The sequence below is a fragment of the Achromobacter sp. D10 genome (assembly GCF_035282245.1).
GTDB lineage: Bacteria > Pseudomonadota > Gammaproteobacteria > Burkholderiales > Burkholderiaceae_B > Achromobacter > Achromobacter insolitus.
Genome location: NZ_JAYJLE010000001.1, coordinates 1,425,928 through 1,446,137 on the forward strand (window position 1 = coordinate 1,425,928; position 20,210 = coordinate 1,446,137).

At 65.5% G+C, this 20,210-nt stretch carries 16 protein-coding genes; 4 read left to right on the forward strand and 12 right to left on the reverse strand.

What is annotated here, in order from left to right; translation table 11 throughout:
* Positions 1–4: 4 nt before the first annotated feature.
* From VCS63_RS06760 to VCS63_RS06785, 6 genes are all read right to left on the reverse strand, one after another.
* Positions 5–2,485: a heavy metal translocating P-type ATPase gene (locus tag VCS63_RS06760; protein ID WP_323879013.1), complete on the reverse strand. Its 2,481-nt coding sequence runs from the start codon at positions 2,483–2,485 to the stop codon at positions 5–7.
* A gap of 190 nt (positions 2,486–2,675) precedes the next feature.
* The gene (locus VCS63_RS06765) at positions 2,676–3,518 is read right to left on the reverse strand and encodes a copper resistance protein B (RefSeq protein ID WP_323879052.1); all 843 of its coding nucleotides are present in this window, start codon (positions 3,516–3,518) and stop codon (positions 2,676–2,678) included.
* A gap of 258 nt (positions 3,519–3,776) precedes the next feature.
* Positions 3,777–5,618: a copper resistance system multicopper oxidase gene (locus VCS63_RS06770; RefSeq protein WP_323879016.1), complete on the reverse strand. Its 1,842-nt coding sequence runs from the start codon at positions 5,616–5,618 to the stop codon at positions 3,777–3,779.
* Between the two features lie 42 nt (positions 5,619–5,660).
* Positions 5,661–6,152, reverse strand: coding sequence for a cupredoxin family protein (locus VCS63_RS06775; protein WP_323879018.1), 492 nt, complete (start codon positions 6,150–6,152; stop codon positions 5,661–5,663).
* A gap of 78 nt (positions 6,153–6,230) precedes the next feature.
* Positions 6,231–7,613, reverse strand: coding sequence for a heavy metal sensor histidine kinase (locus VCS63_RS06780; RefSeq protein WP_323879020.1), 1,383 nt, complete (start codon positions 7,611–7,613; stop codon positions 6,231–6,233).
* Positions 7,610–8,284 carry a heavy metal response regulator transcription factor gene (locus VCS63_RS06785; RefSeq protein ID WP_042795258.1) on the reverse strand — a complete coding sequence of 225 codons (675 nt, stop codon included), beginning with the start codon at positions 8,282–8,284 and terminating at the stop codon, positions 7,610–7,612. The genes VCS63_RS06780 and VCS63_RS06785 overlap by 4 nt, the downstream gene beginning before the upstream one ends.
* A 123-nt stretch (positions 8,285–8,407) precedes the next feature.
* On the opposite strand from VCS63_RS06785, the gene VCS63_RS06790 reads away from it, so the two are divergent.
* Positions 8,408–8,602, forward strand: coding sequence for a hypothetical protein (locus VCS63_RS06790; protein ID WP_323879021.1), 195 nt, complete (start codon positions 8,408–8,410; stop codon positions 8,600–8,602).
* Positions 8,603–8,616: 14 nt separating this feature from the next.
* Positions 8,617–9,759 (forward strand): glycosyltransferase, encoded by a 1,143-nt coding sequence (locus VCS63_RS06795; protein WP_063639524.1) that lies wholly within the window; start codon positions 8,617–8,619, stop codon positions 9,757–9,759.
* Positions 9,760–9,793: 34 nt separating this feature from the next.
* Here VCS63_RS06795 and VCS63_RS06800 read toward each other — a convergent pair whose 3' ends face one another.
* Both VCS63_RS06800 and VCS63_RS06805 read right to left on the reverse strand, forming a co-directional pair.
* Positions 9,794–9,916 carry a putative transporter small subunit gene (locus VCS63_RS06800; RefSeq protein WP_088607637.1) on the reverse strand — a complete coding sequence of 41 codons (123 nt, stop codon included), beginning with the start codon at positions 9,914–9,916 and terminating at the stop codon, positions 9,794–9,796.
* 28 nt (positions 9,917–9,944) lie between these two features.
* The gene (locus VCS63_RS06805) at positions 9,945–11,636 is read right to left on the reverse strand and encodes a sodium:solute symporter family protein (protein ID WP_323879023.1); all 1,692 of its coding nucleotides are present in this window, start codon (positions 11,634–11,636) and stop codon (positions 9,945–9,947) included.
* A 638-nt stretch (positions 11,637–12,274) separates the two neighbouring features.
* Between VCS63_RS06805 and VCS63_RS06810 the strand changes: the two genes are divergently transcribed.
* Positions 12,275–13,477, forward strand: coding sequence for an amidohydrolase family protein (locus tag VCS63_RS06810; RefSeq protein WP_063961935.1), 1,203 nt, complete (start codon positions 12,275–12,277; stop codon positions 13,475–13,477).
* Here VCS63_RS06810 and VCS63_RS06815 read toward each other — a convergent pair.
* A complete protein-coding gene (locus tag VCS63_RS06815) occupies positions 13,461–14,333 on the reverse strand; it encodes a LysR family transcriptional regulator (protein WP_042795254.1) in 873 nt (290 codons plus the stop codon). The genes VCS63_RS06810 and VCS63_RS06815 overlap by 17 nt on opposite strands.
* Positions 14,334–14,462: 129 nt before the next feature.
* Between VCS63_RS06815 and VCS63_RS06820 the strand changes: the two genes are divergently transcribed.
* A complete protein-coding gene (locus VCS63_RS06820) occupies positions 14,463–15,134 on the forward strand; it encodes an ankyrin repeat domain-containing protein (RefSeq protein WP_042795253.1) in 672 nt (223 codons plus the stop codon).
* Between the two features lie 70 nt (positions 15,135–15,204).
* Here VCS63_RS06820 and prpF read toward each other — a convergent pair whose 3' ends face one another.
* The 3 genes from prpF to VCS63_RS06835 form a co-directional block, all read right to left on the reverse strand.
* Positions 15,205–16,389 (reverse strand): 2-methylaconitate cis-trans isomerase PrpF, encoded by a 1,185-nt coding sequence (prpF, locus tag VCS63_RS06825; RefSeq protein WP_323879026.1) that lies wholly within the window; start codon positions 16,387–16,389, stop codon positions 15,205–15,207.
* Between the two features lie 63 nt (positions 16,390–16,452).
* Positions 16,453–19,062 carry a Fe/S-dependent 2-methylisocitrate dehydratase AcnD gene (acnD, locus tag VCS63_RS06830; RefSeq protein ID WP_323879028.1) on the reverse strand — a complete coding sequence of 870 codons (2,610 nt, stop codon included), beginning with the start codon at positions 19,060–19,062 and terminating at the stop codon, positions 16,453–16,455.
* Entirely contained in the window at positions 19,059–19,769 is a 711-nt protein-coding gene (locus tag VCS63_RS06835; RefSeq protein ID WP_063961939.1) for a GntR family transcriptional regulator, read from the reverse strand. The genes acnD and VCS63_RS06835 overlap by 4 nt, the downstream gene beginning before the upstream one ends.
* Positions 19,770–20,210 lie beyond the last annotated feature (441 nt).

Genomic DNA, 20,210 nt, shown 5'->3' on the forward strand with positions numbered 1-20,210 from the left:
GTTATCAGCCCCGGGCCGGGAAGGGCGCAGTAAATCGGCGCAGCCGCAGCGCGTTGCTCAGGACGAACACGCTGGACAGGGCCATCGCGCCTGCCGCGAATACCGGCGACAGCAGACTGCCGTTTACCGGGTAGAGCAGGCCCGCCGCGACCGGGATCAAGGCTACGTTGTAGGCGAACGCCCAGAACAGGTTTTGCTTGATGTTGCGTATCGTGGCCTTGGACAGGGCGATAGCGTTGGGCACGCCGCCCAGGTCGCCCGACATGAGCACGACGTCGGCCGCCTCGATGGCGATGTCCGTGCCAGTGCCTATGGCCAGGCCCACGTCCGCTTCGGCCAGAGCCGGCGCATCGTTGATGCCGTCGCCCACATAGGCGATGGGGCCGTATTGCTGCTTCAGGCGCTGCACGGCCTCGACCTTGCCGTCGGGCAGCACTTCCGCCACGACTTCATCAATGCCGAGCTGGCGGGCGATAGCCTCGCCGGTGCGGCGGTTGTCGCCCGTGATCATGGCGACCTTCAGGCCCAGGTCATGCAGGGCGCGGATGGCGGCTGCCGTGGTTTCCTTGATGGGATCCGCCACGGCAATCATCGCGGCCAGCTTGCCGTTGATAGCGGCGTACAGCGGCGTCTTGCCTTCGTTGCCCAGGCGCGCGGCGTCCGCGCCGAAGGGTTCTACGCTCAGGCCCAGCTCGCGCATGAAGCGGTCGGCGCCGATTTCGACCAGGTCGCCGTCGACCCGGGCGCTTACGCCAAAGCCGGTGATCGATTCGAACTGCGAGATCGCGCCCAGCGCGATGGCCTCGGCGCGCGCCGCGTCCACGATGGCCTGCGCGATCGGGTGTTCGGACTTGGCTTCGACGGTGGCGACCTTGCCCAGCACGGCGGATCGCTCAAAGCCCGGCGCGACGATCAGGTCGGTCAGTTCTGGTCGGCCCTTGGTGAGGGTGCCGGTCTTGTCCACGGCCACGACCTGGGCGTCCTTCAGGGATTGCAGCGCTTCGCCCTTGCGGAACAGCACACCCATCTGCGCGGCGCGTCCAGTGCCCACCATGATCGAGGTCGGCGTGGCCAGACCCATGGCGCAGGGGCAGGCGATGATCAACACGGCGACGGCGTTGACCAGGGCGAAGGTCAGGGCGGGCTCGGGGCCGAACGCCAGCCAGATGATGAAGGTCGCCACGGCGGCCGCCATGACGGCAGGCACGAACCACATGGTGATGCGGTCCACCAGGGCCTGGATCGGCAGCTTGGACCCCTGCGCCTGCTCAACCATGCGGATGATCTGTGCCAGCACCGTGTCATTGCCGACCTTGGTCGCGCGGAACGTCAGCGCGCCGTTCTGGTTCACGGTGCCGCCGACGACTTCGGAGCCCGGCTGCTTTTCGACCGGAACGGGCTCTCCGCTGATCATGGATTCATCGATAAAGCTGTTGCCTTCCACAACTTCGCCGTCCACGGGGATGCGCTCGCCGGGGCGGACTTCGATCAGATCGCCTGCCACCACTTCCTCGATGGCAAGCTCCAGCGTGGAGCCGTTGCGCACGACGCGAGCGGTCTTGGCTTGCAAGCCCAGCAGTCGCTTGATCGCTTCGGAGGTGTTGCCCTTGGCGCGGGCTTCCATGTAGCGGCCAAGCAGAATCAGCGCCACGATGACGGCGGCGGCCTCGTAATAGACGTTGACCGTGCCGGCAGGGAGCAGTCCGGCCGCGAAGGTGGCCACCACCGAATAGGCATAGGCGGCGGAGGTGCCCACCGCCACCAACGAGTTCATGTCGGGGGCGCCGCGCAGCAGCGCGGGTATGCCTTTTTTGAAGAAGCGCAGACCGGGGCCGAACAGTACGATGCTGGCCAGCACGAATTGCAGGTACCAGCTGTTTTGCGTGCCGATGGTCTCTGCAATAACGTGGTGGAACGCCGGCACGATGTGCGCGCCCATTTCCAGGATGAACACGGGCAGCGCGAAAATCGTGGCGATGGTCAGGGAACGCTTGAGCGACTGCAGCTCGGCGGCCTGGCGTTCGGCCACGGCGTCTGTGTCGCTGGATTCAGCCGAAAGCGGCCGGGCTTCGTAGCCTGCCTTGGCCACCGCCTGGATCAAGGCGCTGGCGGGCACGCCGCCCGTCGCGGTGACGCTGGCGCGTTCGGTGGCGAGGTTGACGGTGGCGTTGCTGACGCCTGGCACGGCCTTCAGCGCTTTTTCGACGCGTCCCACGCAGGAGGCGCAGGTCATGCCGGCGACCGACAGTTCGACCGTGCTTTCGGCGACTGCGTAGCCCGCCTTCTGTACTGCCTGCACGGCGGCGGCCACGTCCGGCGCGCCTTCAAACGTGATGTCGGCGCGTTCGGTCGCCAGGTTGACGCTGGCTTTGTTGACGCCCGGCACGGCCTTCAAGGCCTTTTCGACCCGGCCCACGCACGATGCGCAGGTCATGCCTTCGATGGGCAGGCTGACCGCGACGCTGTCTGCTGGGATGGCACTCATATCCGCTCCTTGAAAACTTGGAATCTGCTGCTGATGATTGGCACTATAAAGATTCCAATGATGTCAAGGTCAAGCGTTTGCGTATCGAAGGCTGTCCGGGGGACGGAGGGGAGCGGCCGCGGTAACACTGCCTACCGCCTTAAATAAAGGGACGGGTCAAGGCGCCGCCGTCTGGCGGCGCCGGCCGGGCTCAGAACCAGATGCGCACGCCTGCCAGGATGGCGCGTTCGGAACGGCTTTCTCCAGCTTCGCTGGCGTAGCTGGCCGTCCTGCCGAACTTGCGTCCGAACGACACGCCCACATACGGGGCGAATTCGCGCGTCACTTCGTAGCGCAACCGCAGGGACAGCGATGCGTCCGATAGGCCGGAGCCTACGCCCCGGGCTTCGTCGTTCTTGCCATGCAAGCTGGCTTCGATCTCGGGCGTGAAGATCAGCCGCTGGGTGAGGAGCAAGTCATATTCCGCCTTCAGCGCCAGCGCCGTCCTCCCGGATCCGCCGACATAGCCGGTGATCTCGGTCTCGATGCCGTAAGGCGCAACCCCCTGCACCCCGAATGCCGCCCAATTGCGCTTCGGGCCCGCGCCGAAATCGCGCCGCGCGCCCAATTGCAGGTCCCAGAACGGGGAGATGGTGTGGCTCCAGAAGGCTTCTATCTTGGCGTCCGTGCTGCCATTCAGGCGATCGCCTTCGCTCTTGATCCACAGCTTGTTCAGGTCCCGGCCGATCCAGAATTGGCCGTCCCATTGCAGGCTGGTCTGCTCATTGCGGTCATAGGCCACTCCAAGCTTGTCGAACAACAGATGGCTGGTGATGACGTTGTCCATCATGTGCGGATGGATGCGGTAGGCGGCGTAGCGCTGCTCCGTGCTGCCGTCGCTGGATGGCAGGGAACCCACCGGCGGGCCTTTACGCGAAGATTCGTCCATGCCGGGCATGGAGCCGTGGTCCATGCCTTTCATCGAACCATGATCCATGCCCGGCATCGAACCGTGATCCATGCCTTGCATGGAACCGTGGTCCATGCCTTTCATCGAACCGTGGTCCATGCCCTGCATCGAGCCGTGGTCCATGTCTTTCTTCGGGGCTGCGGCGGAGCCCTGCTTCGAACCCTGTTCCATGCCCGGCATCGAGCCATGATCCATGCCCGGCATCGACCCGTGGTCCATGCCGTCCATCTTTCCGGCCGGCGTCTGCGCCAGGGCCAGTCCGGACGCGGCGCAAAGGAGGGCGGCGCCCGCGACGAGCCCGGGCCAGTGTTTTCTGGATGTCGTTGTTCTCATATTTCCCTCCTATTCCACGACGACCGCGCGGAACATGCCGGCCTCCATGTGGAACAGCAAGTGGCAGTGATAGGCCCAGTTGCCGCGCGCATCCGCGCTGACGCGGTAGGTGAGGCGCTGTGCCGGGTTCAGGCTGATCGTGTGCTTGCGCACCTGGAAGTTGCCCTCGGCGGACTCCAGGTCGCTCCACAGGCCATGCAGGTGGATGGGGTGCGTCATCATGGTGTCGTTGACCAATACGAAGCGCACGCGTTCGCCATACTTGAGGACGATAGGTTTCGCCTCGGTGAACTTCAGCCCGTTGAACGACCACATGTAACGGTCCATGTTGCCGGTCAGGTGCAATTCAATCTCGCGGGTCGGCGGGCGGTTGTCCGCGGGCTCGACCATGGAGTGCAGGTCGGCATAGGTCAGCACGCGGCGGCCGTTGTTGCGCAGCCCCACGCCCGGATCGTCCAGACGTGTCGAGACGATGTCGGGAACCATGGAATTGGCGGGGCTGTATTCGGCGGGGTAAGGATGCTTGATCTCGACCATGCCGCCTTCGTTGCCGCCGGCGCCATGGTTCATGCCGGCATGATTCATGCCAGCCATGCCTGCGTGGTTCATGCCTCCCATGGAGCCATGGTCCATGCCGCCTTGCGTCCCCGTGTTCATCGCGCCTTGAGCGCCATGGTCCATGCCCCCGGCCTGCGAGCCGCCTATATCCATGCCGGGCATGTCATGCGCCATGCCCATGTCCATCATGGTCAGCACCTGCACGGGATCCAGCGCCGGGATCTCGGCCTGCATGCCTTCGCGTGGCGCCAGCGTGCCGCGGGCGTAGCCGGAGCGGTCCATGGCCTGCGAGAAGATCGTATAGGCGCGCTCGTCCTGCGGTTCGACGATGACGTCATAGGTCTCGGCCACGGCGATGCGGAACTCTTCCACCTCCACGGGGCGCACTGCCAGGCCGTCGGCGGCCACCACCGTCATCTTCAGGCCGGGGATGCGCACGTCGAAGTAGGTCATGGCCGACCCGTTGATGAAGCGCAGGCGGATACGTTCGCCCGGGCGGAACAGGCCGGTCCAGTTGCCGGCGGGCGACTTGCCATTGGTAAGAAAGGTGTAGGTCGCGCCGGAGACGTCGGCCAGATCGGTCTGGTTCATGCGCATCTTCTGCCACATGAGCCGCTCGTTCAGCGCGTTCTTCCAACCGGACTTCTCGGCATCGTCCATCAGGCTGCCGACGGTGGGCTGGATGTAGTTGTAATAGTCGGGCATCACCTTGAGCTTGCGGAACACGCTCATGGGATCTTCGTCGGTCCAGTCGGATAGCAGGACGACGTAGTCGCGGTCGGCGCGCACCGGGTCCGGGCGCTTCGGGTCGATCACGATGGCGCCGTAAAGCCCGGTCTGCTCCTGGAAGCCCGAATGGCTGTGATACCAGTAGGTTCCGCTCTGGCGCACGTCGAACTGGTAGGTGAAGGTTTCGCCGGGGGCGATGCCGGGAAAGCTCAGGCCAGGGACTCCGTCCATTTCCGTCGGCAGAATGATGCCGTGCCAATGGATCGAGGTGTCCTCTCGCAGCCGGTTGGTGACGCGCAGGGTGACGCGGTCGCCCTCGCGCCAGCGCAGAGTGGGTGCGGGCAGCGTGCCGTTGACCGTGGTCGCTATGCGAGGGGCGCCTGTGAGGTTGGCAGGTGTTTCGCCGATCTCGAGGTTGAACTCCGTGCCCGTTAGCTCGGACGGCCTGCCCGAGCCGGATTGCGCCCACGAGACCGGACTCCACAGGCCCATGCCGGCCAGCGCGCCGCCCGTGGCCAGCCCCTGCACAAACCGGCGGCGCGGATTCGAAACTGCTCTACTCATGCTCTATCTCCCCGGTAGCCGGACCGGCATCCCGGCAGTGGATTACTTGACGGAAACCGCGCCCTTCATGCCGGCGGGATAGTGCCCCGGTTCGAGGCAGGCGAAGGCGACGCTTCCCGCCTTGTCGAAGGTCCAGACGATGTCGCCGGCCTTGCCCGCTTCCAGGGACACGGAGTTCTGCTCCTCGTGGCGCATGCCCGGGTCCTTGAGCATCATCTGGTAGTGGCTGTTCAGGTCTGCCGTGGTGCCCAGCACCATTTCGTGGCGGATCTTGCCGGAGTTGGTGACCTTGAAACGGATGGTCTCGCCCGCCTTGACGTCTATCTTGTCCGGCGTGAAGCGCATTGCATCCGTCATGTCGACCACGATAGTGCGCGAGACCTTGGCGGGGTTGCCGGGCTTGCCGATTGGGGCGGCGGCGTCATGGCCGCCGCCGTGGCCCGCGCCGTGGCCGGGGGCAGCCATGGCGCCGAAGGAAAGCAAAAAGACGCCCGCGGCCACGGCGCCTTGTGCGAGTTTCACCAGTTTCTTCATGCGTATCCTCTAGACTCGAATTGGGGGTAGGAGGCGCCACTTTAGTGACGCGCTCCACACCGCAACCTGTCGGGAGGATTACTTTCCTGTAATGTTCGGCGTCCGGGACAGCGTGAAGCCGACCTCGGTGCCCTGTCCGCCGCAGCGGGCAAAGGCGTTGCCGCCGTGCATGCGGGCAATGGCGCGGACGATGGCCAGGCCCAGGCCGTGCCCGTCGGCGCGCCGGCTGCGGGCATCGTCGCCGCGATAGAAGCGGTCGAAGATGCGCGGCAGCGCCTCGGCTGCGATCGGCGCGCCGGGGTTCCTGACCCTGATCTCGATCTCCTCTTGCCGGGTGATGCAATAGAGGTCGATGCCGCGTCCCCGTGGCGTGGCCCGGATGGCGTTGCTGAGCAGGTTGGCGATGGCGCGCCGCAACAGCCGCGGGTTTGCCGTCAAGATGGCGGCGCCGTGCGCGGTCATGGACACGCCGGCTTCGTCCAGCGCGGCTTCGTAGTACTCGGCCACGCGGGCGACCTCGCGGCGCACGTCCACTTCCTGCAGGTCCCCCGCTGGTTCGCCGCCGTCGGCGCGGGCCAGGAACAGCATGTCGTTGACCAGCGCCTTCAGCCCTTCCAGCTCCTCCAGGTTGGATTCCAGCACCTCTCGCAGCTCCTGCTCGGAACGGGGGGACGACAGGATGACCTCGGCGCCGCTGATCAGCGTGGCCAGGGGCGTGCGCAGTTCGTGCGCCACGTCGGCGTTGAAGCCTTCCATCTGCTGGTAGGCCGTTTGCACCCGGCCCAGCATGCCGTTGAAGGTATGGGTGAATTCGCGCAGCTCGCGGTCTATGCCCTGTTCCGGCAGGCGCACGGCAAGATTGTCCGGCTGGATCCGGGCGGCCTGCTGGGACAGGCGGCGGATGGGCGACAGTGAGCGCCGCACCGCCCATGCCGACAGCACCAGCGTGGCGCCGACCCAGGTGGCGCAGATCAGGACCAGCGCGGTGGCGAAGGCATACAGGAACTGCGTGCCAGGGCGCAGGTTCACGGCCACGGTGAGCTCGGCCCCCGGCAGCAGCGTGCCTTCCAGCGGCACGCGCAGCCCGCGCATGTTCCAGCCGTCCTGCGAGTGCAGCCTGATCTCGCGCCCGGACAGCGGCCGCACGTCCACGGGCGGCGCATCGCCGTAGAACACGCTGCCGTCGGCGAGCGTGATCCAGGTCTTGAGGTTGCCATGGCCGACCATGATGTTGTCCAGGGCGCTGCGCAGATCCTGCATCTGCGCGAGCGTGGCCCGCATGCCGACCAGGTGGTTGATGAGCTCCAGTTTGCCGGCGACCTCCGTGATTTCCTGGCGTTGCACCTCGCGCTTCAAGGCCCAGAACAGGGTGTATCCGGCGATGCTGGAGACCACCAGCGCAATGACGCCCAGCAGCAGCGTAAGCCGGATCTCCATGGACGCGATGCGGAGCGGCTTCATTTTTCGCGCAGCTCTAGCACGTAGCCCATGCCGCGCACGGTATGCAGCAGCTTGGTTTCGAACGGGTCGTCTATTTTGGCCCTCAGGCGTCGCACGGCCACTTCGATGACGTTGGTATCGCTATCGAAATTCATGTCCCAGACTTGTTCCGCAAGCACAGTCCTGGACAGCACCTGGCCATGACGCCTCAACATCAGCGTCAGCAACGTGAATTCCTTGGCGGTCAGGTCCAGGCGCATGCCGCCCCGTTGCGCCTTGCGCCGCGCCAGGTCGACTTCCAGGTCGGAAAGCTTGAGCAGTGTGGATTCCTGTCCGCGGCCGCGTCGCAGCAGGGCCTGGATGCGGGCAAGCAGCTCTGAAAAGGCGAACGGCTTGACGAGGTAGTCGTCCGCGCCGCCCTCCAGGCCGCGCACCCGGTCTTCCACCTTGTCGCGGGCGGTCAGCATCAGCACCGGCGTTTCCTTGTGCTTGCGCAGCTCTGACAGCACGCCAAAGCCGTCGACGCCGGGCAGCATCACATCCAGAACCACTACGTCGTAGTCGCCCTCGAGAGCGGCGTGCCGTCCGTCGATGCCATCGCGCGCGATGTCGACCACGTAGTTCTGTTCGGTCAGTCCTTTGCGAACGTAGTCCGCGAGTTTTCTTTCATCTTCGATCAAGAGGATACGCATGGGGTCTCGCTTTCCTTGCACAAATGTAATGAGTCGGTCCGGCTTTTGTAATTGCCGACTGCGTAGAGTTCAGCGTGTCGGCCAAGTTCCTGCTTGGCGGCGCTGAAACGCAAGGAGCGATCCATGTACGTTCGAGAAACCCCGGTTGCAGCCGTTGCCACGGCCGCGCTTTTGTCTCCGGTGCTGGCCCATGCGCGGCAGACCTTCGAACTCGCCAACGACGAAGTCGGCGTTGCGATGCATTATGCACCGGGCACGTTCGCGTGTGTACAAGCCCGGCAGGAACCAGCTTATCGGGCCGGCGCGTTCGGGGCCTGAGCAGACGCGCCGCCATGAAAATTCTGTACACCAACTTTCATCGCGGCGACGGAGGCGGGCACACGACCTATGTGTTGTCGCTGGCGGAGGCGTTGCGCGACGCGCACGACGTGGTCGTGGCGGCGCCGGCCGAAAGCCGGCTGTTCAAGGTTGCGCGCGCAATGCCTGGCGTGCGGACCCAGGCGCTGGATTTCCGCGGGGGGATGCTGGCGGCCTTGCCAGCTGCCAGCCGTCTGCGCCGGCTGCTGGTGCAAGAACGCTTCGACGTTGTTCATGTGAACGGGGCGGCCGACCATCGCGTATGCATGTTCGCCACCTTGGGCCTGGGGGCGGACAGCCCCGCAGTGGTGTATACGCAGCATAACGACAGGCCTGCCAGCAGTTTCGGGGCGATGATGCGCGCCCGGCTGGCGACGGACCGCGTCATCTGTGTCTGCGAGCACACACGCCGCAAGCTGATGCGCAGTGCATTCGGACGCTGCGGATTGCGCACCGTGCGCAATGGAGTGGACATCGTGCGATTCGCTCCACCCACGCCGATTGCCGCGGCGCAGGCCCGGCGCCGTTGGCTGCCTGCGGCGCTCGCGGACCGCCTGGTGGTCGGAAGCAACGCCGGCACTGCGGACTACAAGCGCTGGCCCGACATGGTCGAAGCGGTGTCCTTGCTGCCCGCGCCGCTGCGCGAACGCGTCGTCGTCATGGTCGCGGGCGAGCCGCCTGGCGAGCACGAGCGCCGGCGGGTGCGAGAGCTGGGCATGGAAGACCAGGTGATCTTCCCCGGCTTGCTGGAGGATGTCCGCCCCTTCGTGGCGGCGCTGGACGTAGGCTTTGTGCTGTCGTCGGAGATGGAGACCATCTCGTTCGCGTGCCGCGAGATGATGGCCATGGGCGTGCCCGTCATCGTCAGCAAGGCTGGCGGCTTGGCCGAGAATGTACACGCGGGATTGGACGGTTGGGTGGTGCCGGCGCGGGCGCCGGAGACCGTGGCCGCCGTGTTGCGTGACATTCTGGCTCAGCCGCGCCTGCTGGGTCCCATGGGGCGGGCCGCCCGGGAGAAAGCCGTGCGCGATTTCGCGCTAACGCGCTTCGTGGCGGACACGCATGCGGTCTATGTGGAAGCGCTGGCGCAAGCGCAGCGTCCTTTGCGGCTGGCGTAAGCCGCGCGCGGCCGCCGGGCGCCGGCGCAGCCGGTCAAATCATCGACTTGCCACTGCGTTTTGCCGCGCGGATGTCCTGCCACAACGTGACGCACAGCAGCACCAGGATGAGGGCCGAAATGGCGGGCCAGACCAGAAAGTAGAACGTCAACCACATATCAATCTCCTTGTTGCTGGTTTTCAGGTCAGCCCTGGGCGGGCTGGACGACGGGACGCTGTCCCGCGGTTGCAGACATGGCTTCCTGCGCTTCCTGGAAGGACGTGACGCGGTCCGCCAGAAGAGCGAAGTCGAACCGCTGCCGGTTGAGCAGGCTGAGGCCTGCGCACACCGTTGCGCTGACGCCATAAGCGGTCAGAGACCCCATCAGGACGATGTACTCGCGCAAGGTGCCGATGAACGCGGGCAGCATGACGAGGATACCAGCCGCGCCTACCGCGAGCGCTGCCGTGCGGCCGAAGAAGCCGAATGTCATGAGTCCCAGTACGACGCCACCGCCGACGGCCGAACAGATCTCGAAGAAGACGGCGACGGCGCCAGTGATGGGAATCAGTTCGAAGCGAACGATGGTGAACAACAGCACGGCGCTGAGCACCGCGCTGACGAAGGCGCGATTGTCGACGCGGTCCCAGTAGAAGCTGGAAATGACGGGAAACACGATGGCGCCCCACAGCGCGCCGACGAATACCAGCATTACCAGGATGTCCAGGCGCAGGCTGGCGAAGATGACGCCGACCATCGTCGCCACGATCATGGTGGCGCGGCCCCACCACAGCATGCGCCGCGGGTCCGGACGGCCGCCCGCCAGGTTCTTGGCGTACACGTCGGTCATGACGATGGCCGAGAGCGCGGCCAGATCGGAGTCCGCGGTCGAGGACAGCGAGCCCACCACCAGCAGGAAGAACAGCGCGATGCCAAACGGCGGCAGATAGGTAGACGCCATCTGCGGGATGATGTTGTTCATGTCGCCATTGGCGGGCTCCAGGCCGACGAAGAGCGCCAGCAGTCCCAACATGCCCAGTCCGATGACGACGGCGCCGTACCCGGCAGTGGCGGTCAGGAAGGTCGGTTTGATGAGGTCTTCGCGCACCGCGAACAGGCGCTGGGCGATGGTCTGGTTGCCGATGGCATAGGCCAGCACGGCCACGAAGTAGGGGGCACCTTGTTCGAGGATGGCCCGGGTCGAATAGAAGTCCGCCTGTTCGGGGCTGAGGCGCCACATATTGGCCGACAGCAAGTCGGGGCCGCCCGCATTGAAGAAGATGAGCGGAATGATGATGACCGCTGCGATGATCATGGCGGCCAGCTGCGCGAAGTCAGTCATGACCGATGTGCGGAATCCCGACCACAGTGTGTACGACAGGACCCCCAGGCCGGCGATCAGCACGCCCTGGATGAAAGTCAGCGGGCTCAGGATGGATACCAGTGCGCCCGCGGCGGTGAAGTTCACCATGAGGCTGATGCAGCTGCCCACGATATTGGATACCGCCATGATCATCTGGCTGGAGGTGCCGTGGCGCGCATGAATGACCTCGGCCAAGGTGTGCGCCTTGGGCGCCAGTTTGCGAAAGCGCTTGCCGAAGGGATAGATGAAGAGAATCATCAGCGCGCCCCAGAAGCCATAATGCAGCGGACCGGAAAGCCCGTACTTGTAGCCCGACGTGGCGCTGGCGTAGAACGACGCGGCCCAGATCCAGGTGGCGATCATGCTGGCGGTTGACAGCCCAAAGCCGACCGCGTTGTTCGACACCATGTAGCCGTCCACGTTTTCGTTTTTGCGGCCGATGAACAGCGACATGAGGAACGTTGCGCCATAAAAGCCCACGAGCAGCAGGGTGGCGGTGGTGCCGGATAGCTGAAAGAATTCTGTCTCTTGCATCGTCTTCGTCCTTTCTCCTTGACAGCGTGTTCATGACGGACGGTCATGGCTGCATGAAGGCCGTTTCCGCAGGATGCGCAGGGCGGCAAACCCCGATGACGCAGCCGAAACACCAGGCGATCGGCCGTAGGCGCGATCGCAAGCCTGCGCGGCGTGGGCGCGGCAAGCGACGCCCTCGGCCGGACAGCGGCAAGGCACACCGTGTAGGTGTCTTGCTGCCGCATAACGCAGAACGCTTTGTGCTTTAGACGTTGCCCGATGCGGCGAGCGATGGTCCTGCCTGGTGGGCAGGGATTTGTTCCGCGGCCTTCATGGCCGGGTTTGGGTGTTTCGGCGTTACACGCCGGGCCGCTGTGCGCGGCCTTGTGACGGATGCCTGCAGGCGACGTGCATCGTCTGGCAGGCATGCGTGGTGAACTACAACAGGCGCCAAGTATAGGGACATACCCCGCTCGAGTCCAGCACGCGGCCGCCAGGCGTACCTGCATTGCGGCCGGAAAAGCCCGGTATCGCGATTCGCATTGGCGGGTATCGCAACACTTAATTGGCCGTCGCGCGCGCCGTCCGATAAGGTAGATGGCCTGCACTGGCCATGCGACTTGCATGGCAACAGGAAACAAGAAAGACCGAGACAGAACATGACAGACCGCCTATACATCAATGCCGTCGGCGCGGACGGCAATCCCCTATTCCTGCACGTGCGCGATGGCCGCATCCTTGCACTGGGCGCCGAGGCGCCTGCTGTAGACGGGGCCCGCGTGACCGACCTGCGTGGGCACCTTGTGCTGCCGGGCTTTGTCGATGGCCATATCCATCTGGACAAGAGCTTCGTCGGCGACCGCTGGCGGCCTCATCGGCCCGCAGCGAGCCTGCGCGAGCGGCTGGCTATCGAGAAGGAAGAGCTCGCTGCCGCGCCGCCCATAGAAGGGCGCGCCGATGCGCTCATCGCGCAGGCTGCGGCGTTCGGCACGGTGGCGATGCGATGCCACGTGGACGTGGATGCCACGACCGGCCTTACAAACCTGCACGCCGTCATGGCGGCGCGAGAGAAATGGCGCGGCACCGTCGATATCGAACTGGTGGCGTTTCCGCAGGCAGGCGTGATGTCCTGTCCGGGCACGCCAGCATGGCTGGAAGCCGCCGTACGCGAAGGCGCTGAAGTGGTGGGCGGCATCGATCCCTCCACGCTGGACGACGATGCCGACGGGCAGCTGGATTGCGTGTTTGGCATCGCGGACCGGCTGGGCGCGAAGATCGACATCCATCTGCATGAGCCAGGCGAACAAGGCGTCGAGCAGCTTGCCCGCATTGCCGAGCGCACGCGCGCGCTGGGTCTGGCGGGCAGGGTTGCGGTCAGCCATGCCTATGCGCTGGGCGACGTCGGGCCGCAAAGCGTGGACGACGTGGCGCGCAAGCTGGCCGATGCCGGCGTGGCGATCATGACGAATGCCCCAGGCGACCGGGCCTTTCCGCCCGTTTTGGCGTTGCTGGCCGCCGGCGTACGGGTGTTCACGGGCAACGACAACATCCAGGACAGCTGGTGGCCCTACGGCAACGGCGACATGTTGCAGCGAGCGATGCTGATTGGCTACCGTTCGGGCTTCTACACGGACGCCGATCTGCTGACTGCCCTGGACTTGGCATCCCACGCGGGGGCGGCGGTATTGGGCCTGGAGGGCTACGGCCTGCGGACGGGCAATGAAGCGACCTTCGTGGCGGTGCCCGCGCCCAATGGCGCCGCGGCGGTCGCCGCCGCGCCAGCGCAGCGGTTTTTGTTCCGCGGGGGCGAACCCGTGGGCGAAGCCGTGAAGGTTTTCGGCAACGTCAGGCCGGCGGCGTAACCATTGCCGCGCGTTCTTCGCAGTAGTCTGTCAACGCGCGCCGCAGCGCGAGGCCGGCGTCGCTGAGCCGGGATCGCGCATAGAGCGACAGATACAGGCCGCGAGGCGCCGGGAATCCTTCTTCGGGCGTGAGCCGCCGGTGTTCTGCGGTTGCGCAGGCGGCGGGCAGCAAGCTGATTCCCAGTCCTGCGGCAACCGCCGCGCTGAGGCTGGGCAGGCTGGGGCTGGAGAAGCGCACGTGCCAGGGCTTGCCGCTGGTTTCCAGCATGGCTGTCATTTCATGGCGGTACAACGCGCCAGCGGGAAAGGCCACCAGCGGCACGGCGGTATCGGGCGCGGGCGGCGGGGCGTCGCGGGCGGTGATCCAGCACAATGGCTCGGGCCAATGCGCGTCGCAATCGGCATCGACTTCCCATTGCTTGACGAGCAGCAGGTCCAGTTCGCCATCGCGGTAGCGCCGCAGCAGTTGATGGCTCAGGCCGCCTTCGACCTCCACGCGCAGGCGTGGATAGGCCGATTGCACTGCTGCCAGCGTGGGCATGAGCGTGGCGCCCATGAAGTCTTCGGGTGCACCCAGTCGCAGCACCGCGCTGGCTTGCGCGGCGGCCACGCTTTCGCGTGCCTCCTCGGCCAGGCGCAGGATGCTGCGGGCGTAGCCCAGCAGGCGCTCGCCTTCCTCGGTGGGCAGGACGTGGCGCTGCGTGCGGTCCAGCAGGCGGCAACCCAGGTTCTCTTCGAGCCGGATGACGTGCTGGCTGACGGTGGATTGCGTGAGGTGCAGGTGTTCGCTCGCGCGGGTGAAGTTGCCCGTGTCCACGACGGTGAGGAAGCTGCGCAGCAGGACTGGATCTAGCATTTGGACTTCCACTTGAATCTATCGAGCCAATTAATTTCATAATACTTGGGCCGGTCGCCATACTAAGTGTTTCGTGTGGCCTCCCGCCGACCCGGCGGGACCCATGCGGTTGATCTGGAGGAAACATCAATGCCTATTTTTCGCGCAGGCCGCATCTGGCTGGCCGCATTCCTGTTGAGCATGGGAGGCGCGGCCGGCGCCGCGAGCCCGGATACGTCGTTGCTGACCGCCGCGGGCGATGGCGACGTTGCCCGCGTCAAGCAGCTGTTGGAACAGGGCGCCGCCCTAGAGACTCGGGATGCGCAAGGCAATACGCCGTTGCTGCGCGCCACCCAGGGCAACCACGTCGAGGCTGCGCGCGCCCTGATCGAGGCCGGCGCCAACGTCAACGCGCAGAACGCTATCCATGACAGCGCCTACCTGCTGGCCGGCGCCCGAGGCTATCGCGAAGTCCTGGCGCTGACGCTGGCGCACGGCGCAGACCTGAAAAGCACCAATCGCTACGGCGGAACCGCCCTGATTCCCGCCTGCGAACGCGGGCACGTCGAGGTGGTGGACATGCTGTTGCGCGCGGGCGTGGATCCGGATCACGTGAACAACCTCGGCTGGACCGGCCTGCTCGAAGCCGTGATCCTGGGCGACGGCGGCGCGCGCCACCAGGCGATCGTCAAGCGGCTGATCGAAGCCGGTGCGGACGTCAACCTGGCCGACGGCAAAGGGGTGACGCCGCTGCGGCATGCGCGCGAGCGTGGACAGGCCGAGGTTGCGCGCCTGCTGGAGGCAGCAGGGGCGAAGGGCTGAGACGCCAGCGCAGGCCGAAAAAAACGGGGCATATAGCCCCGTTTTTCATGCAGGCAAGGTTGCCCCCGGTTTAGAACCCGACGCGAGGCACGTGCACCCGGCCTTCCATCAGCACGCGGGCGCTGCGGCTCATGATGGCCTTGGTGACCTTCCATTCGCCGTCCACGAGCTTGGCCTCGGCGCCGACGCGCAGGGTGCCGGACGGATGGCCGAAGCAGACGTTGTCGCGTTCGCCGCCGCCCGCCGCCAGATTGACCAGCGTGCCGGGCACGGCCGCGGCGGTGGCGATGGCGACGGAGGCCGTGCCCATCATCGCGTGATGCAGTTTGCCCATGGAGAGCGCGCGCACCAGCACGTCGATGTCGCCCGCGCCGATTTTCTTGCCGCTGGACGACACGTATTCCCTGGGCTTGGCCACGAACGCGACCTTAGGCGTGTGCTGGCGGCTGGCGGCCTCTTCCAACGTCTTGATCAGGCCCATGCGCAGCGCGCCGTGGGCGCGGATGGTCTCGAAGCGCGCCAGCGCGGCGGCGTCGCCATTGATGTCGTCCTGCAGTTCGGTACCGGTGTAGCCCAGCGCTTCGGCATCCAGGAAGATCGTGGGGATGCCCGAGTTGATCATTGTGGCCTTGAAGGTGCCGACGCCGGGCACTTCCAGGTCGTCCACCAGGCGCCCGGTGGGAAACATGGAGCCGCCTTCGCCTTCTTCCGCCGGATCCATGAACTCCAGGCGCAGCTCTGCAGCGGGGAAGGTCACCCCGTCCAGTTCGAAGTCACCGGTTTCCTGCACGGCGCCATCGGTCATGGGCACATGAGCGATGATGGTTTTCTGGATGTTGGCCTGCCAGATGCGGACAACGGCAATGCCGTTCTGCGGAACGCGGGCCGCATCGACCAGGCCATTGGTGATGGCGAACGGGCCCACGGCGGCCGACAGGTTGCCGCAGTTGCCGCTCCCGTCCACGAAGGGCTTGTCGATCGACACCTGGCCGAACAGGTAGTCCACGTCATGATCGGGACGCGTGCTCTTCCCGATGATGACGGTCTTGCTGGTGCTGGAGGTGGCCGCGCCCATGCCGTCGATCTGCTTGCCGTACGGATCGGGGCTGCCTATCACGCGCATCAGCAGCGCGTCGCGCGCGGCGCCTGGCACGCGCGCGGATTCGGGCAGGTCGTCAAGCTTGAAGAACACGCCTTTGCTGGTGCCGCCGCGCATGTAGGTGGCGGTTATCTTGGTCTGGGGAGCATGGGTCATGGGGCAGTCCTGATGATGGGGGGATGTGGCGGACGCCGCAGCGCCCGCCTTGCCGATGGCGTATCAGCCGGCCTTCTTGTCGGCGCCGGAGGCCTCCAGGAAGTCCTGGGCGAAGCGCTGCAGCACGCCGCCGGCTTCGTAGATCGAGACTTCCTCGGCGGTGTCCAGGCGGCAGGTCACGGGAACCTGCACGGTTTCGCCATTGCGGCGGTGGACCACCAGCGTGAGGTCGGCGCGCGGGGTGCGTTCGCCGATCACGTCATAGCTTTCCGTGCCGTCCAGGCCCAGGGTCTTGCGGTTGACGCCGGGCTTGAATTCCAGCGGCAGCACGCCCATGCCGATCAGGTTGGTGCGGTGAATGCGTTCGAAGCCTTCGGCGACGATGGCTTCCACGCCGGCCAGGCGCACGCCCTTGGCGGCCCAGTCGCGCGACGAGCCTTGGCCGTAGTCGGCGCCGGCCACAATGATCAGCGGCTGTTTGCGGTCCATGTAGGTCTCGATGGCTTCCCACATGCGCATGACCTTGCCTTCGGGTTCCACGCGCGCCAGCGAGCCCTGCTTTACCGTGCCGTCCTCGTTCTTCACCATTTCGTTGAAGAGCTTGGGGTTGGCGAAAGTGGCGCGTTGCGCGGTGAGGTGGTCGCCGCGGTGGGTGGCGTAGGAGTTGAAGTCTTCTTCGGGCAGGCCCATCTTGTGCAGGTATTCGCCCGCGGCGCTGTCCATCAGGATGGCGTTGGAGGGCGACAGGTGGTCGGTGGTGATGTTGTCGCCCAGCACGGCCAGCGGCAGCATGCCGCGCAGCGTGCGTTCACCGGCCAGCGCGCCTTCCCAGTACGGCGGGCGGCGGATGTAGGTGCTCTGCGCGCGCCATGCATACAGCGGGCTGACCGCGGCCTTGCGGTCGTCCTGGATGCCGAACATGGGGGCGTAGACCTTGCGGAATTGCTCGGGTTTGACCGCCGACTTGACCACGGCGTCGATCTCTTCGTCGCTGGGCCAGATGTCCTTCAGGCGGATCTCGCGGCCGCTGACGTCATGGCCCAGCACGTCGCGCTCGATGTCGAAGCGGATGGTGCCGGCGATGGCATAGGCCACCACCAGCGGCGGCGAGGCCAGGAAGGCCTGCTTGGCATAGGGGTGGATGCGGCCGTCGAAGTTGCGGTTGCCGGACAGGACTGCGGTCGCGTAAAGGTCGCGGTCGATGATTTCCTGCTGGATGACGGGGTCCAGCGCGCCGGACATGCCGTTACACGTGGTACAGGCAAAGGCGACCACGCCGAAGCCCAGTTTTTCCAGTTCCGGCGTCAGGCCGGCTTCGTCCAGGTACAGCGACACCGCCTTGGATCCCGGCGCCAGCGAGCTCTTCACCCAGGGCTTGCGGGTCAGCCCGGCACGGTTGGCGTTGCGCGCCAGCAGGCCGGCGGCGATGACGTTGCGCGGATTGCTGGTGTTGGTGCAGCTGGTGATGGCGGCGATGATCACGGCGCCATCGGGCATCTGGCCGGGATTGTTTTCCACCACGCCAGAGATGCCGCGCTCTGCCAGGTCGCTGACCGGCAGACGGCGGTGCGGATTGGACGGGCCGGCCAGGGTACGCACCACGCTGGAGAGATCAAAGCGCAGCACGCGTTCGTATTCGGCGTTCTTGAGGCTGTCGGACCAGAGGCCCGCGGTCTTGGCGTAGGTTTCCACCAGGGCGATCTGTTCGTCCTCGCGGCCGGTCAGGCGCAGATAGTCGATGGTCTGCTGATCGATGGAGAACATGGCAGCCGTCGCGCCATACTCGGGCGCCATGTTCGAAATGGTGGCGCGGTCGCCCAGCGTGAGGCTGGCGGCGCCTGCGCCGTAGAACTCCAGGTAGGCGCCCACGACTTTTTCCTTGCGCAGGAATTCGGTCAGGGTCAGCACGATATCGGTGGCGGTGATGCCCGGTTGCGCGCGGCCAGTAAGTTCCACGCCGATGATGTCGGGCAGGCGCATCCAGGAGGCGCGGCCCAGCATGACGTTCTCGGCTTCCAGGCCGCCCACGCCGATAGCGATCACGCCCAGCGCATCCACGTGCGGCGTGTGGCTGTCGGTGCCGACCAGCGTGTCGGGGAAGGCCACGCCGTCTTGCGTGTAGATGACGGGGGACATGCGCTCCAGGTTGATCTGGTGCATGATCCCGTTGCCCGGAGGCACGACTTCGATGTTGCGGAAGGCCTGCTTGGTCCAGTCAATGAAATGGAAGCGGTCTTCGTTGCGGCGGTCTTCCACGGCGCGGTTCTTGGCGAAGGCATCGGGGTCGTCGCCGCCATATTCCACGGCCAAAGAGTGGTCGACGATCAACTGCACCGGCACTACCGGATTGACCTTGGCGGGATCGCCGCCCTTGTCGGCGATGGCGTCGCGCAGGCCGGCCAGGTCCACCAGCGCGGTCTGGCCCAGGATGTCGTGACAGACGACCCGTGCGGGGAACCACGGGAAGTCCAGGTCGCGGCGGCGCTCGATCAACTGCTTCAACGCGTCCGTCAGCATGGCCGGATCGCAGCGGCGCACGAGGTTTTCCGCCAATACCCGCGAGGTGTAGGGCAGGCGGTCATAGGCCCCGGGCGAAATCGCCTCGACGGCGGCGCGGGTGTCGAAGTAGTCCAGGCGAGTGCCAGGCAGGGGCTTGCGGTAGTTTTGGTTCATGCCTCGGTGCGCTGCAGGTTGCCCTGCGCGATCTGCTGTTCGATGTTGAGACGGGATGCGCGGATGTGGCGGCGCATCAGGATTTCAGCCAACTCGCCATCGCCGTCGGCAATGGCGTCCAGAATGCGGTGATGCTCGGCATAAGCCTGCCGGGGGCGGTTGGGCGTTGTCGAATACTGGATGCGGTACATGCGCGCCAGCTGGTAGAGCTCGTCGCACAGCATGCGGAACAGCATCTGGTTGCCGCTGCCCTTGACGATGCGGTAGTGGAAATCGTAATCGCCTTCCTGCTGGTAGTAGCCCAGCCCGGCCTGGAACGCCTCGTCGCGCTCGTGCGCTTCCAGCACGGCTCGCAGCTCGGCGATCTCCGTGGGCGGCATGCGCTCGGCCGCCAGGCGGCAGGCCATGCCTTCCAGCGATTCCCGGATTTCGTAGAGTTCGGAGAGTTCCTGCTGCGACAGCGACACGACGCGGGCGCCGGCATGCGGCACGCGGACCAGCAGCTTCTGACCTTCGAGGCGGTGCAGGGCTTCGCGCAGCGGGCCGCGGCTGACACCGTGGATACGGGCAAGCTCAGGTTCGGAAATCTTGCTGCCGGGGGCGATTTCGCCTTTGACGATGGCGGACTGGATCTTGCGGAAGATATGTTCCGCGAGCGTCTCGTTATCGCCGGGGGCAGCCGCGGGCAGCGTCAGCACTTTGCTCATTGTGTTGACAATCTTGCCTGAAATTATTCAAAAAAGGGACATTCCTGCTGGTCCGTCCTGTGAATTGTCAACAATTTACTTGGACTCGTCGCCCGGCGCAAGGGTTGGATGATGCTTTTGCGGCTTTCGTCCAGGTGCGGGGGGAGCGACGGATAGACGGCCGCCCCTCCACGGTTTTGGGAATGTGCCCGCAAGCGGCATGACCCCGGGGTGCGACCCGCAATGCGGTAGGGCGCAAGTCTTTATCGGACTCCTCCTATTTCCCCTTTTCGGGGGGGCACATACAACAGGAGGTCCGTTGTTCGAACCCTGATGCCGCCGCCGCGCGCCTGCATTTCCCCCCCTACGCATGATGTCCAAGCTTCGCTCCCTGATCACCTGGTCCGTCGTCTTCACGCAAGTCTGGTCGCCTGTGCTGGCGCAGACGCTGCCGATTTCGGT